14 protein-coding genes are annotated in these 14,823 nt (G+C 35.9%); all 14 read left to right on the top strand.

Annotation, left to right across the window (positions count from 1 at the left end):
- Positions 1 to 37: 37 nt before the first annotated feature.
- The 14 genes from BJ095_RS16395 to phoU all read left to right on the top strand — a co-directional run bounded on the left by BJ095_RS16395 (position 38) and on the right by phoU (position 14,714).
- The gene (locus BJ095_RS16395; protein WP_107935448.1) at positions 38 to 517 is read left to right on the top strand and encodes a DUF456 domain-containing protein; all 480 of its coding nucleotides are present in this window, start codon (positions 38 to 40) and stop codon (positions 515 to 517) included.
- Positions 518 to 667: 150 nt separating this feature from the next.
- The gene (locus BJ095_RS16390; protein WP_107935449.1) at positions 668 to 1,273 is read left to right on the top strand and encodes a superoxide dismutase; all 606 of its coding nucleotides are present in this window, start codon (positions 668 to 670) and stop codon (positions 1,271 to 1,273) included.
- Positions 1,274 to 1,509: 236 nt separating this feature from the next.
- A complete protein-coding gene (locus BJ095_RS16385; protein WP_181418105.1) occupies positions 1,510 to 2,049 on the top strand; it encodes a hypothetical protein in 540 nt (179 codons plus the stop codon).
- Between the two features lie 87 nt (positions 2,050 to 2,136).
- On the top strand, positions 2,137 to 2,325 hold the full coding sequence (locus tag BJ095_RS16380) for a hypothetical protein (protein ID WP_107935451.1): 189 nt from the start codon (positions 2,137 to 2,139) through the stop codon (positions 2,323 to 2,325).
- 177 nt (positions 2,326 to 2,502) lie between these two features.
- Positions 2,503 to 3,384: a patatin-like phospholipase family protein gene (locus BJ095_RS16375; RefSeq protein ID WP_107935452.1), complete on the top strand. Its 882-nt coding sequence runs from the start codon at positions 2,503 to 2,505 to the stop codon at positions 3,382 to 3,384.
- A 223-nt stretch (positions 3,385 to 3,607) separates the two neighbouring features.
- Positions 3,608 to 4,951, top strand: coding sequence for a M48 family metallopeptidase (locus tag BJ095_RS16370; RefSeq protein ID WP_107935453.1), 1,344 nt, complete (start codon positions 3,608 to 3,610; stop codon positions 4,949 to 4,951).
- A 274-nt stretch (positions 4,952 to 5,225) separates the two neighbouring features.
- Complete coding sequence (locus BJ095_RS16365) at positions 5,226 to 6,323, top strand: 5-methyltetrahydropteroyltriglutamate--homocysteine S-methyltransferase (protein WP_107935454.1); 1,098 nt, start codon at positions 5,226 to 5,228, stop codon at positions 6,321 to 6,323.
- Positions 6,324 to 6,448: 125 nt separating this feature from the next.
- A complete protein-coding gene (locus BJ095_RS16360; protein ID WP_107935455.1) occupies positions 6,449 to 7,489 on the top strand; it encodes a beta-carotene 15,15'-monooxygenase in 1,041 nt (346 codons plus the stop codon).
- A 309-nt stretch (positions 7,490 to 7,798) separates the two neighbouring features.
- Positions 7,799 to 10,012 (top strand): peptidoglycan D,D-transpeptidase FtsI family protein, encoded by a 2,214-nt coding sequence (locus BJ095_RS16355; protein WP_408056964.1) that lies wholly within the window; start codon positions 7,799 to 7,801, stop codon positions 10,010 to 10,012.
- Positions 10,013 to 10,244: 232 nt separating this feature from the next.
- A complete protein-coding gene (locus tag BJ095_RS16350; RefSeq protein ID WP_107935457.1) occupies positions 10,245 to 11,225 on the top strand; it encodes a PstS family phosphate ABC transporter substrate-binding protein in 981 nt (326 codons plus the stop codon).
- Between the two features lie 92 nt (positions 11,226 to 11,317).
- Positions 11,318 to 12,265: a phosphate ABC transporter permease subunit PstC gene (gene pstC / locus BJ095_RS16345; protein ID WP_107935458.1), complete on the top strand. Its 948-nt coding sequence runs from the start codon at positions 11,318 to 11,320 to the stop codon at positions 12,263 to 12,265.
- A gap of 1 nt (position 12,266) precedes the next feature.
- On the top strand, positions 12,267 to 13,145 hold the full coding sequence (pstA, locus tag BJ095_RS16340) for a phosphate ABC transporter permease PstA (protein ID WP_107935459.1): 879 nt from the start codon (positions 12,267 to 12,269) through the stop codon (positions 13,143 to 13,145).
- A 103-nt stretch (positions 13,146 to 13,248) separates the two neighbouring features.
- Positions 13,249 to 14,016 (top strand): phosphate ABC transporter ATP-binding protein PstB, encoded by a 768-nt coding sequence (pstB, locus tag BJ095_RS16335; protein ID WP_282433277.1) that lies wholly within the window; start codon positions 13,249 to 13,251, stop codon positions 14,014 to 14,016.
- A gap of 20 nt (positions 14,017 to 14,036) precedes the next feature.
- Entirely contained in the window at positions 14,037 to 14,714 is a 678-nt protein-coding gene (gene phoU, locus BJ095_RS16330; protein WP_107935461.1) for a phosphate signaling complex protein PhoU, read from the top strand.
- Positions 14,715 to 14,823: the final 109 nt, after the last annotated feature.

The following is a 14,823-nucleotide window of genomic DNA, read 5'->3' as shown; positions in this document are numbered from 1 at the left end:
TTCGTAATTGAATTAATTAGGAATAGGAGTTGTTTTTTTGGACATAATTGCATGGGTACTAATAATTGCATGCTTCATCATTGCGTTTGTAGGTCTTGTTTATCCGATCATACCATCCGTAATTTTTATTGTATTGGGCTTTATCGTTTATGGATTATTTTATTCGTTTTCTGATTTGGGCTGGTTATTCTGGACGATCGAGATTTTATTTATCATCCTCTTGTTCGTCGCAGATTCGCTGGCAAACCTAATTGGCGTAAAAAAGTTTGGTGGTACAAAAGCGGGGATGTGGGGAAGTACAATTGGATTGCTTGTAGGGCCATTTATCATCCCGGTAGTTGGAATACTTGTAGGACCTTTTTTAGGTGCTGTGATAGGTGAACTTATAGTAACGAAAACAGATTACAAACAAGCATTGAAGGCTGGAGTTGGATCATTAGTAGGCTTTTTAACTTCTGTTGTAACAAAAGGTGCGATTCAAGTAGTAATGATTATTATCTTTATAATCGCTATATAATAATACGAGTTAAAGGTAAAAACATCCAAGCTTTCCGTCAAAAGACTGAAATGTAAATCTTGAGTGTTTATTTATTGAATCGCACAACTAATTTTGATAACCTAGAAAAGTAATCGAGATTACTTTTTAATTTGAGGGAGGAAATATCAAATGGCTTATGAATTACCACAATTAACTTATGCTTATGATGCACTAGAACCAAACATCGATGCGAAAACTATGGAAATCCACCATACTAAACATCACAACACATATGTAACAGGCTTAAACGCTGCAGTAGAAGGAACAGAATTTGCGGGTAAAGATGTATTAGAGCTTATCTCAAATATTGATGCTCTTCCAGCTGACAAACAAACACCAGTACGTAACCATGGTGGTGGACATGCTAACCATACATTATTCTGGGAAATCTTAGCTCCAGGTGGCGCAACTGCTCCAACTGGTGAATTAGCTTCAGCAATCGAAGCTAAGTTCGGTAGCTTCGAAAGCTTCAAAGAAGAATTCGCTAAAGCTGCAGCTACTCGTTTCGGTTCAGGTTGGGCTTGGTTAGTAGTAGATGGTGGCGAAATCGCTATCACTTCAACTCCAAACCAAGACTCTCCAGTAATGGAAGGTAAAACACCAATCCTTGGCTTAGACGTTTGGGAGCACGCTTACTACTTAAACTACCAAAACCGTCGTCCAGACTACATCTCTGCATTCTGGAATGTAGTAAACTGGGATGTTGTAGAAGCTAAATTCCAAGCTGCAAAATAAGCTGAAGCTTAGTTAATAACAAACTTAAAGAAAGGCGTTGTCTCACTAGATTTGTGAGGCAACGCTTTTTTGTATGTTCTTTTTTAAATGATAGAAGTGTCTTTTAGAAAATCAAGCAATCTATTAATAGAATAATAACTCCTATCATCGAATACATTAATCATGACATCATTATTTGTTTTTATTGGTTGATTTGTGATTTGCATAATGAATGGAGTGAATCAGTGGTAGCAATTGTGAGTTCTATTAGTATAGTATTACTTACTTTTGTTCTTGGCTCGGTATTTAGAAGGCAAACTAAAGAAGACCATCTTTCAAGCTGTTTATCGATGTTTGTTACAATGACGAAGAGTACTTTAATCGGTATATTGGTTGGGGTATGGATTTCTGATATAGTTTTTGCAACCGTAATCGCAATTCTTATCAGCTTTTTACTTGTAAGTATAATGACTCATCAGCTTTCACTAAAAATTGTTCTTGAGAGCCTTGGATCACTTTTCATGGGAGCTATGATGGGAGCAATGCTTAGTATTATGGCAACAGATAATCAGCTTCTGAGCATCGTATTCTTTACTATTTTATATTTACTTAGCAGCATAGTAGCAGCTGGACTTTGGAATAGACAAACCTATCCAAATTTCATAAAAGGAATTCCATCTAAAGTAAAAATTAGCTTTGCCGTAATTATTTTATTTTTGGGAGTAACTACTTATTTTGATTTTATGGCTGTTTCTACTAATGGAGAGGAAACAGAACAGCATCATCACCAACATTAATGGAAATGGCATGAAGTTTAAATAGCTTCATGCCATTTCCATTTATAGATAGCATAATTACTGAAGAAAAGGTTCAAATTATGCTATATGGAGGTGAAGAAATTGAGTAAAGATAAGAAGAATACACTTGATCGTGAAGAATATGGACATGGCTATGATTTAAGTCCTGATGATTTTGATGTCATCGGTCAGAATGATGAAGCGAAAAGACGTCATCAAAATGAAAATAAAGATAAGCCGGATAATAAACACAATCCATCTAGATTAAACCTATAAAATAGAAGTATTTGGTTTCGAAAACGAATTGTTTTTGAAGCCAAATACTTTTTTATTTTTAGCGGAATGTACATTTCTAAACTAAATTTCACTCTATGTCGAATTCTTTTCGACATAAGTTCTAAAATCTCTTCCATTAGCTTAAATTGTAACGAGAACAAATAAAGGGGAGTGTACATGCTAATTGATGGAGTGTTCTCGGGTGGTGGAATCAAAGGTTTTGCTTATATTGGGGCAATGCAGGTGCTGGAAGAAAAGAATTACCGTTTTAAGCGTGTGGCAGGAACGAGTGCTGGTGCCATAATGGCCTGTTTTATAGCAGCTGGATATACAGCGAAGGAAATTGAAAAAATACTAGATGAACTCCACTTAAAATCACTTCTTGATCCTCCAAAGCCAGCACGTACTCTTCCTTTCTTAAAATGGGTGAATTTATATTTTCGAATGGGGTTATATAAAGGAAAAGCATTAGAAAAATGGTTTTATAAAAAGCTGGCTGCTAAAGGAATTATCACATTTAATGATTTGCCAAGAGGCTCTCTTAAGCTTATTGCTTCTGATTTAACAAATGGGCGAATGGTTGTTATACCTGATGATTTGGCGTCTTACGGTATTGACTGGCGTACCTTTTCCGTCGCTAAAGCGCTTAGAATGAGCTGCGGTATTCCTTTTTTCTTTGAACCGATTAAATTGGAGGATCGCTCAGGGGAGTGCATATTTGTAGATGGTGGCATTCTTAGTAACTTTCCATTATGGATATTTGAAAATGGCAATAAACAGCGGCCTATTATTGGAATGAAGCTGAGTAATCCACGTGAGGATATGCCTCCACAAAAAATTAATAATGGTTTGAATTTGTTTGAGGCGCTCTTTTCAACCATGAAAAATGCCCATGATGAAAGATATATCTCCCGAAGACATGAACGAAATATTGTCTTCATACCGGTAGAAAAATATAGTGCTACTCAATTTGATTTAGATGAAGAAACGAAGGTTGCCTTAATCGAAATTGGACGAAAACGTACCGCAAAGTTTTTGGAAAAATGGAGACCAATATAAAAAGCATACACTTTAGGTGGTTATCTATTGGAGGATAGCTGCCTTTATTTTTTTTTCCTGTTTTATAAATTTAATGAATAGATGCTGTCCTAGATAGGGCTATAATTGAGTTGTGATAAGAAAGTCGCAATTTGTGCGTAAAGAACAAAAATAATTAAAATTTAGTTCTATCTTGTCCAATTTTTCTTACACTAAAGTAAGAAGAAGAATTGAGGTGGAAAGCTTGTCAAAGAAATGGAGCATAGCTGCGCTTTTAGTGTACGTAGTCTACGCTATTGGAATGTATTTTTACATATTTCACGGTCCCTCAGGAGGGGTGCCAGCTACATTGAAGGGAACTGTAGCAGATCCGCAAACCTTCATGACCGAACGTGAACTTTTATTAAGTGATGATTTTTCAAAAATAAGAAATTATCTCTTCTTTATCATTACACCCTTTGAATGGCTCGTATATATCTTGATAATGTTTACGGGACTTTCCCGTATTTTTGAAAAATGGGCAGATTCAAGATGGAAGCTTATTAAAAATGGTGCATATTTATTCCTTCTATATTTATTTACAACTTTAATCTTTTATCCAATTGATTTATATCGCTATCATTTAAGTAAGGAATATGGCATTAGTACACAGGAATTCTCCTCCTGGATGAAGGACTTTGTCATTGACTTTTGGGTGAATTTTGGCACAACATTAATCGTTGTTTTAGTTCTCTACTGGTTAATACAGAAGAGCACAAAGAAATGGTGGTTCCATGCATGGCTGCTGACAATTCCGTTTGCAATCTTCATGATGTATATCCAGCCCGTTGTCATCGATCCACTATATAACGAATTTTACCCATTGAAGGATAAAGAGCTTGAAGCAAAAATTTTATCTCTTGCAGATCAAGCAGACATCCCTTCAGAGCATGTATTTGAAGTGAATATGTCTGAAAAGACGAATGCATTGAATGCATATGTTACCGGGATAGGCGAGAACTCTAGAATTGTTTTATGGGATACGACCTTAAATAGTTTAACTGATGAAGAAATTCTATTTATAATGGCTCATGAAATGGGACATTACGTAGAGAAGCATATATATATTGGAATCGCCTCCTACCTAATTTCAATACTTGTTGGTCTATGGCTAATTGCTAAACTTATGCCGTGGATTATATCGAGGTTTGGCTCAGTATTAAAAATTGACAAGGTTGGGGATATCCGTTCGCTTCCATTATTTTTCGTTTTAGTTTCATTTTTACTCTTTGTTTCAAGTCCTCTATCGAATTATATCTCAAGATACCAGGAGACAAGGGCGGATGAATATGCAATGGAACTGACGGGAAGTGCAGAGGCGGCGGTAAGTACATTCCAAAACCTTGCAAAAGCAGGATTGAGTGAAGTAAATCCTCCGTGGCTTGTTAAAATTTTCCGATATACGCATCCACCAATGTTAGAGCGTATTAATACTATCGCTAGATATACAGACACAAAAAAAGAGAAGCCGGAGCAAGAGAAAGACGCTGACGATCAAACAGAAACAGAATCGGAGAAAGAAAAACAAACAAAGCCTAAAACTGAATAACATCTAGTAAATAGCTGGCATTGTGCAACACAGTGTTAGCTATTTTTTAGCTTGGAAAAATTATAAATAGATGTAAATAATGCGAATAATGTTTTTTTGATTCTAAAATAGAGATTTTTGTAATAAAAGACCGATAATTATTGTCGGAATACTTAGTCTTATCTGACGCTTTTATGTTATATTAAGACTTAATAAAAAAGTTAAAAGTAAAGGGAACAGTGTGGAAAAAACATTTGTTCCTTTAGGTTGCTTTTTATGAAAAGGAGTAAAAGAAATGACACAACAAACAGCACCATTCCGTTATGACCATGTAGGTAGCTTTTTACGACCTCAGTCGTTAAAGGAAGCACGTTCAAAATTCCAAAATAACGAAATTACATATGATCAACTAAAAGAAGTGGAAGATGCAGCGATTATTCGCTTAATAGAAAAACAAAAGGACATCGGTGTTTTATCGATTACTGATGGGGAATTCCGTCGTAGCTGGTGGCATTTTGATTTCTTGGGTGCCCTTGAAGGAATGGAGTATTACGAAAAAGAGCAGGGCTTAAATTTCCATAACTTAGAGACGCGTAAAGAAGGAATCCGAGTAGTTGGGAAAATCGATTTTGGAAATCATCCATTTATCGAGCATTTTAAGTTTATTAAAAAGCATGCTGGCGATTCAACGGTCAAATTTACAATTCCAAGTCCTAATATGTTACATGCTCGTGCAGATTTAAACGCAGAAATCTATCCAGATTTAAAAGACTTGATCGAGGATACAATTAAAGCTTATCAAAAAGCAATTCAAGCATTTTATGATGCAGGCTGTCGTTACTTACAACTAGATGACACGTCTTGGGCAAGCTTATTTTCTGATGAAACTCGTGCGAAACTAGTGGCGGAAGGAAAAGACCCACAGCAATTCATGGATACTCTTCAATATGTTATTAATGAATCCATCAAGCATAAACCTAGCGATATGACTATTACTATGCATATTTGCCGTGGTAACTATAAATCAACCTTCCATTCAAGTGGCGGATATAATTTTGCTGCTGAGGTAATTTTCGGTGGATTAAATGTTGATGGATTGTTCCTGGAATTTGATGATGAACGCTCTGGAAGCTTTGAACCATTAAAATATGTAAACCGTGCAGATTTGAAGATTGTATTAGGCTTAGTCACATCAAAATTTGGTGAATTAGAGGATAAAGAAGAAATCAAGTCTCGCATTCAGCAAGCCGCCAAATATGTTTCTTTAGATCAACTTTGCCTGAGTCCTCAATGTGGCTTCTCCTCAACAGAGGATGGAAACATACTAGAAGAAGAAAACCAATGGCAAAAGCTAACACTTATTAAGGAAATAGCTGAAGAAATTTGGGGATAAACTAATTAAAACTTGTACCTGCATTTAATTGTGGGTACAGGTTTTTTAAATTAATATTCAAGAAATTGTAAATTGTTAGCGTATACAATTTTATATAAAATAGAGATAAGAATGGAGGGATTTCAATGGCTATTTTACAAAAATCTAAACAAACGATTTTGATGCTGCTACTTTTATTGGTTCTAGGAAGTAATATTATTTTATATCGTACAGATTTTGGGCAATTTGCTTTAACAGGAGAAAGTAAAGGAGTAGTAATTGGTTCGTTAATTGATTTAGTTATTGTTGCACCACTTCTGTTTTTAACCTATAAAAAGAAAAAAAGTATAAAACAGTTTGTTTTGTTAATGGCTGGTGGTCTCATTTTAGCCAGATTTGTTATACCTATGAGTTATTTGGAGCCGTTTATTGCACTCACATGGATAGGATTTGCTGTAGAAGCGGGACTTTTGCTAATAGAAATCCTTCTAGTTGTAACATTATTTAAATTTTTGCCGAGGATAGTGAAGTATACAAAAGAAAGCGAATTACCTAAGGTTTTTGCTTTTTCAGATGCTACTGATAAATATGTGAAAAAACATCCTTTAATTCATATCATTTGTTCGGAGATGTTAATGTTCTACTATGCATTCTGTAGTTGGAAGAAAAAACCGCTTGAGACCAACCACTCTTTAACCATACACAAAAAATCTAGCTATATCTCTTTTCAAATTATGCTTATACATGCCATTATAATTGAAACAATAGGAATCCACTGGTGGTTACATGAAAAATACATGATCTTATCACTAATATTGCTTCTAATTAATTTATACTCTGTTATTTTCTTACTGGCAGACATTCAAGCTGTCCGTTTAAATCCAATCCATATGGACGAAAGGAAACTCTATATTTCACTAGGTTTAGTAAAGCGTATCGAGGTGAAATGGAATGAAATAGAAGAGGTTATCACTGACAAAGATATATTAAAGCAAAAGTTATCTAAGGATACAATTGAATTTGTGGCGAAAGATTTCGATAAAGTTTTGCCTGACTTTATATTGCAGCTGAAAAAACCTATGGAAGCTACCCTAATCATGGGAATAAAGAAGCCGTATCAAAAGATTGCCATTAAATTGGATGATTACAAGGCTTTTTCGGAAGTACTGAAAAAACATAATTTTTAATTTTGAGAGGGGGAGCGTTGCTTGCTTCCTCTTTTGCTTAAAAAGTTTTTAAAATCTCTTAATATAATCTACCTTCCTTAGTTATGAGGATTTTGGCTTTGTTCTATTTTTCTTTTACTCTATAACCAAGATGTATAAAATATTTGCTAAAAATAATTTTATTTAGAAGGAACCATTTTCTATTTTTTCCGTCACAAATCTTGGACAATTGAACCTTCAATGCTTTTTAAACAAACGGTCAAATGATATACTAAAATGTATGGATTTATCCTTAAAAAGTTAATATTAAGAAAGGAGGAGTCAATTCAATTGCGAAAAAAAGCTAAAACTCAGCGTGCATCCAGTGTTAAAGCAAAATACAGAGCTAGTTTGTCCTTTCGTATGAACGTCCTTTTCTTTTCTATCTTCGTATTATTTTCCATGCTTATTTTCAGACTGGGTTATTTACAAATTGTAAAAGGTGAAGATTATGTAATGGCTCTTGAAAGAACTGAAGAGGTCGCGGTGAATACAAGTGTTCCTCGTGGTAGAATATATGATCGTTACGGTAGAATTTTAGTGGATAACGAGCCCGAAAATGCTATTACATATACGAAAATGCAAACAACTAAAATGGCAGAAATGCTTGAAATAGCAGAACAATTAGCGATGCTAATGCAACAACCGATTGATCGCGTGACATTACGAGATAAGCAAGATTTCTGGATTATGAAAAATAAAGATGCTGCATACGAAAAAGTAACGGAAGAAGAGCAAGCCAAGCTAAAAGAAAATGAAGAGCTTGATGACAAGGCTGTTCAATCAGAAATCGACAAATTAGTTCGAGAACGTATATCTGAAGAGGATTTAGCGCAGTTAACAGCCTTTGATTTAGAGGTACTGGCAATTTATCGAGAAATGTCATCAGGATATAATTTATCGCCACAAATTATTAAGAGCGAAAATGTGACTGATGAGGAATTTGCTCGAGTTTCCGAAAGACTATCTGACTTACCAGGAGTAAATACAACTACTGACTGGAAGCGAGTAAAGCTATCTTCCTTAGCCATTTTAGGTAGAACGACAATCCCGAGTAAGGGGATACCAAGGTCTAAGCTGAATTATTATTTAGCAAGAGATTATTCAAGGAACGATCGTGTAGGTGAAAGTTATTTCGAAGCAAGCTATGAAGAGCTTCTACAAGGTCAAAAATCTGTTGTCAAAAACATTACAAATAAACAAGGACAGGTAATTGATACAGTCACAACCTATGATGGAGAGCCAGGAAGTGATTTAGTAACAACAATTGATATTGAGCTTCAGGCAGAGGCTGAACGTATAGTAGAGCAAAAATTGCTGGAGTTAAAATCAATGAGTCAATCTCATTTGCTGGATCGAGCTTTCTTTGTAATGATGGATCCAAATACCGGAGAATTATTATCTGTAGTAGGGAAAAAGCTTGAAACTGATCAAGAGACAGGAAAACGTTACGTTGTAGATTATTCCTATGGGTCATTTACTACTGCCTATGAGGTAGGGTCAACTGTTAAAGCGGCAACTCTGTTAATGGGATATTCAGAAGGGGCGATTAAGCCTGGGCAAGTTTTGATTGACCAACCGATTAAGCTTGCTGGTACAAATGTGAAAAGTTCTATCTTTAACCGTAATGGCCGTATTGCTATGACCGATCAAACAGCTTTAGAACGCTCATCCAACTCATACATGTTCCAAACTGCTATTAAAATTGCAGGCTCAAATTATAGCTATAATATGCCCTTTAGAATCAAAGAGGGTACGCTGCAAACGATGAGAAATGGCTATGCGCAATTTGGTCTGGGCGTAAATACAGGTATCGATTTACCAAATGAATTTTCTGGGTTTGCAGGGGAGTTAACGGATAATGGTAAAATTCTTAACCTTGCGATAGGACAGTTTGATACGTATACACCGTTACAAATGGTTCAATACATTTCGACTGTTGCTAATGGAGGCTATCGAATACAACCTCGTATGCTAAAAGAAATCCGCCAACCATCTGAGGATGGAGAAGTACTCGGTCCTGTAATAGAAGAAGTGACGCCGAAAATATTAAATCGTATTTCAAATCCAACTAGTGAAGTTGATAATGTCAAGGAAGGTTTGAGAAGGGTTTATACTGGTTCCCATGGATCTGCGCGTTCCTACTTTGGAGACGCACCATATACAGCTGCTGGGAAAACAGGTACAGCAGAGGTAGTTTATTATGGTCCTCTACGTGAGAATTGGGCAACGGAAACAATTAATATAGCGCATGTTGGCTTTGCTCCATATGAAAATCCGGAAATTGCTTATGCGGTAATCTTCCCTTGGGCAACAACAAATTATAATATTTCTTTACCTCATGCAAGTCAAACTGCGAGAGAAATCGTAGATGTTTATTTTGATTTGAAAAAGAAATATGCAGAAGAAGGACGTACATCTAGTTCTGTAAAACAAGAGATTTTACCAGCCACAACTGGTGAAAAAATAGATGAAGAGACAGAAGAAGAAACAGTAACTGAATAAGAAACGATACGAGTCCCTTAGAAATTAAACTTTCTAAGGGATTTTTTTTTGTATAAAAACAACTGCAATAGAGTTACTAAGTACAATTTAATAGTTTATAAACTATTAAATTTACAATTTTCGATACCGATTTACAATTTCTTTACAATGCATTTATATGGCATCAACAAAATAGATATATAGTTTTACTTGTAAGACAAACTTACTATGAATTTGATGGAGGAAATAAGAGATGAAAAAGTGGAAGTACTTAACAATGACAGCGGCACTAGGCGCAAGCTTAATGTTAGGAGCATGTGGTTCAGATGAAGCAGAAACAGATACACAAGATGATGCTTCAACTGGAAGTGAGACATCTGATACAACTGAATCAGGAACTGCTCAATTAACAGGAACAGTAGTAGGTGACGGTTCGTCAACTGTTGCACCAATCACAGAGGGTCTTGTTGAAGAATATGCAGGTGTACAACCTGATGTAAAAGTGTCTGCAGGTGTATCAGGTACTGGTGGTGGTTTTGAGAAATTTATCGCTGGAGAAACTGACTTCTCTAACGCATCCCGTCCAATTAAAGAAGAAGAAGCAGCTGAATTAGAAAAAGCTGGTATTGACTATACAGAATTCTTACTTGCTTATGATGGTTTAACAGTTGTTATTAATCCAGAAAACGATTGGGCTACTGAATTAACAGTAGATCAATTAAAACAACTTTGGATTGAAGATGGAACAACTAAAAAATGGTCTGATATTGATCCTTCTTGGCCAGCAGAAGAAGTAGTATTCTACTCACCAGGTACTGACTCAGGTACTTATGACTATTTCGATGAAGTAATCTTAGATGGTTCTGACTTAGTAAAAGCAGCTACTTTATCTGAAGATGACAACGTTTTAGTACAAGGTGTAGCTGGTGACAAAAACGCAATCGGGTTCTTCGGTTATGCTTACTACTTAGAAAACCAAGATAAATTAGTTTCAGCATCAATTGATGGTGTATCTCCAACTAATGAAACAATTGAATCTGGCGAATATTCACCATTATCTCGTCCATTATTCGTTTATGCGAAAAACAGTGCATTACAAGAAAATGAAGCATTCTATGATTTCATGAAGTTCTCTCTAGAAAATGCAGCTGAAATGGCTGAAGCTGTTGGTTATGTAAAATTACCAGATGAAAAGTATGAAGAAGGTTTGTCAGCATTAGAAGGCTTAAAATAATTAGAATTACAAAATAAATAAATGTGTGGGAGCCACGCCACTAAGCAGGGCATCTCACACATTTTCTCACGTATTTTGAAGGGAGTTTTACAATGGCTTCTCATGGCTTAGGGAAAGAGCAATCGATTCAAGAGATGATTGCAAAATCCCGTAACAAAAAAGGGAAAAAGTTTATAGAAAAATTAATGCCCATTATTTTAGTTATTACTGCTCTTATTTCTGTTCTTACGACGATTGGTATCGTCTTTACATTAATTTTTGAAACGTTTGAATTTTTTCAGAGGGTATCAATTACCGATTACTTATTCGGTAAAGAGTGGCTACCTTTCTCAGGAAGTGAACCATTATACGGTATATTACCTTTAGTACTTGGTACATTAAAGGTTTCAGTGATTGCAGCAATGGTTGCTGTTCCATTAGGGATTGCTGCTGCGATCTACTTAAGTGAATATGCTTCAGATAAAACACGTCGAACAATTAAACCAATCCTGGAAGTATTAGCTGGTGTGCCGACGATTGTTTATGGTTTCTTTGCTTTATCATTTGTTACACCATTACTTCAACAATTGATACCGTCGCTGAAAATATTCAATGCGCTAAGCCCAGGTATTGTTGTTGGTATTATGATTTTGCCAATGATTGCTTCATTATCTGAGGATGCAATGAGCTCTGTGCCAAACTCCATTAGAGAAGGTGCGTTAGCCTTAGGTGCTACTAAGCTTGAGGTTGCTATCAAGGTTGTATTACCAGCGGCATTATCTGGAATTATTGCCTCAGTTGTACTAGCAGTTTCACGTGCTATTGGAGAAACAATGATCGTATCACTTGCTGGTGGAGCAACACCGACATTCGATCTTGATGTAACTGGTTCTATCCAAACGATGACTGCCTATATTGTTCAGGTCTCTTCTGGTGATGCAGGCTATGGGACTACAATTTATTACTCAATTTATGCTGTTGGCTTCACATTATTTGTATTTACTTTAATCATGAATTTACTCGCACAATACATTTCTAAACGCTTCAGGGAGGAGTATTAACATGAAATATATCGATGATACTGTTGTAATGAAGCGTATGAAATCGCGATTAAAATTTAATGTTGTCTGGAAAACTATATTTTTACTTGCTACATTACTTGCTTTACTTACTTTAGTGATTTTACTTGTTCGTATCGTTTCACAAGGTGCTGGATATTTAAATGTAGATTTCTTCAATAATTTCGGCTCTCGTTTTGCAGATAAGGCGGGGATAAAGGCGGCTTTAATTGGTTCGGTTTATTTGATGCTAATTATTGCACCGGTTTCTATGATTTTAGGTGTAGGAACTGCACTTTACTTAGAGGAATATGCGAAGAAAAATAAATTTACTGCGTTTATCCAAATGAATATCTCTAACTTAGCAGGAGTTCCATCAATCGTTTTCGGATTGCTAGGCTTAACAATCTTTGTTCGTATGTTAATGCTAGGGAAAAGCTTACTAGCTGCTGGATTTACCATGAGTTTATTGATATTGCCGGTCATTATTGTTGCTTCACAGGAAGCAATTCGTGCAGTACCTAAAGAGCAACGTGAAGCTTCATATGGTATGGGTGCTACGAAATGGCAAACAATAACTCGAGTAGTATTGCCAGCTGCCGTGCCAGGTATTTTAACTGGCAGCATTTTAGCCTTATCTCGTGCGGTTGGTGAAACAGCTCCATTGGTTGTTTTAGGTATTCCTGTAATTTTGCAATTCTTACCTGATGGCCTGTTAAGTCAATTTACTACCTTGCCATTGCAAATTTATGACTGGGCAAAACGTCCACAGGAAGCCTTCCAGTTTGTTGCTTCCGCAGGTATTATTGTACTGATGATTCTCCTTGTGATTATGAACTCTATTGCGATCTTTATTCGTAATAAGTTCCAAAAACGATATTAAGGAAGTGTAAAAAGTGGTAGAGCTAAAGAATGTTAATAATAAAACTAATAATAAAGAAACAGTTAAAATAAAAACTCCGTCACAATTAGTCGGTGAGTCATCTATATTAGTTGAAAAAAATTCTGTGTTTAATACTAAAAACTTTAATCTTTGGTATGGTGACCACCATGCTTTAAAGGATATTAACTTAGATATTAAGGAAAATGAAGTAACAGCTATTATCGGACCATCTGGTTGCGGTAAATCCACATATATTAAAGCGTTAAATCGTATGGTAGAACTAGTACCGATCGTTAAAACAGCTGGTGAAATCAACTACCGTGGACGAAATATTTTAGACACATCCTATGAGGTAGAAGAACTTCGTACACGCGTAGGGATGGTATTCCAAAAGCCGAATCCATTCCCAAAATCAATCTATGATAATATTGCTTATGGTCCACGAATTCACGGCATCAAAAACAAAAAAATTCTTGATGAAATAGTAGAGAAATCTTTACGTGGTGCGGCAATTTGGGATGAGGTTAAGGACCGTTTAAATCAAAATGCATTTGGTTTATCAGGTGGACAGCAGCAACGAATTTGTATCGCTCGTTGTTTGGCAATTGAGCCAGATGTAATTCTAATGGATGAACCGACATCAGCTCTTGACCCAATTTCTACATTAAAAGTAGAAGAGCTTGTACAGGAATTAAAGGATAACTATTCAATTATTATTGTAACGCACAATATGCAGCAGGCAGCACGTATTTCGGATAAAACTGCGTTCTTCCTAAATGGAGAGGTTGTGGAATTTGATCAAACAGATAAAATTTTCTCAACTCCAAAGGATCAACGTACAGAAGATTATATTTCAGGTCGTTTCGGATAAAAGAAAGGATGGGTTTGTTCATGGCAGCTAGAGAGCGTTTTGATCATGAAATTCAGGCCATTCAATTAGAATTATTAAAGCTAAGTAATCTTAGTATTCAGGCTTTAGAAATTTCATTCAATGCATTTATCGAAAAAGATCTTGAAAAAGCACAGGAAATTATCGAACAGGATTCTATTATTAACCGTTTAGAGGAAGCTATCAATGACCGAGTAATTCTTGTGATGACGCGTCAACAGCCAGTTGCAAAGGATTTACGTCGTTTAGTTGTATTACTCAAGGCGGCTGCAGATATGGAGCGAGTAGGTGACTATGCCGTAAATATCGCGAAGGAAACCCTGCGTATCGGTAAAGAACGTTTTATAACTTCCGTAGAACTACTTGAAGATATGTGCTATAAAACGACAGATATGCTACATCAAGTAGTCGACGCATTTGTGGAAGAGAATATGAGTAAGGCGAAAGAAATTGCAGAATATGACGACCAAATTGATGAAATGTACGGCAATATTATCACTCAGCTAATGCGTCTAAGCTCTGTTGCACCTGAAAACATCTCTCAAATTACTAATTTATCTTTTATTTGTCGCTATATAGAACGCTGTGCAGATCATGCAACAAATATTGCGGAATACTTACTCTACTTAAAAAAAGGTCAAAGATACGATTTAAACCAAAATAAGAACGGGACTTCATGAAAGCTGTGAAGTCTCTTTTTTGTGTGCCGGGCATGTCCGTCAACTAGGTGATGAAAGTTCACTGTGGGCGTTGAGATATGCGAACCACTAGCCAAACGCAAGGGTGTCC

The organism is Ureibacillus chungkukjangi, from assembly GCF_003217295.1.
Lineage (GTDB): Bacteria > Bacillota > Bacilli > Bacillales_A > Planococcaceae > Ureibacillus > Ureibacillus chungkukjangi.
Note: the sequence above shows the minus strand (reverse complement) of the source record. Positions and strands in the feature narration are given on the sequence as shown.

Excerpts from the sequence above, each read along its gene's own strand:
- pstA (WP_107935459.1), top strand. The coding sequence starts at position 12,267 with ATGAAATATATCGATGATACTGTTGTAATGAAGCGTATGAAATCGCGA.
- phoU (WP_107935461.1), top strand. The coding sequence starts at position 14,037 with ATGGCAGCTAGAGAGCGTTTTGATCATGAAATTCAGGCCATTCAATTA.
- BJ095_RS16350 (WP_107935457.1), top strand. The coding sequence starts at position 10,245 with ATGAAAAAGTGGAAGTACTTAACAATGACAGCGGCACTAGGCGCAAGC.
- BJ095_RS16375 (WP_107935452.1), top strand. The coding sequence starts at position 2,503 with ATGCTAATTGATGGAGTGTTCTCGGGTGGTGGAATCAAAGGTTTTGCT.
- BJ095_RS16380 (WP_107935451.1), top strand. The coding sequence starts at position 2,137 with ATGGAGGTGAAGAAATTGAGTAAAGATAAGAAGAATACACTTGATCGT.
- BJ095_RS16365 (WP_107935454.1), top strand. The coding sequence starts at position 5,226 with ATGACACAACAAACAGCACCATTCCGTTATGACCATGTAGGTAGCTTT.
- pstC (WP_107935458.1), top strand. The coding sequence starts at position 11,318 with ATGGCTTCTCATGGCTTAGGGAAAGAGCAATCGATTCAAGAGATGATT.
- BJ095_RS16390 (WP_107935449.1), top strand. The coding sequence starts at position 668 with ATGGCTTATGAATTACCACAATTAACTTATGCTTATGATGCACTAGAA.
- BJ095_RS16360 (WP_107935455.1), top strand. The coding sequence starts at position 6,449 with ATGGCTATTTTACAAAAATCTAAACAAACGATTTTGATGCTGCTACTT.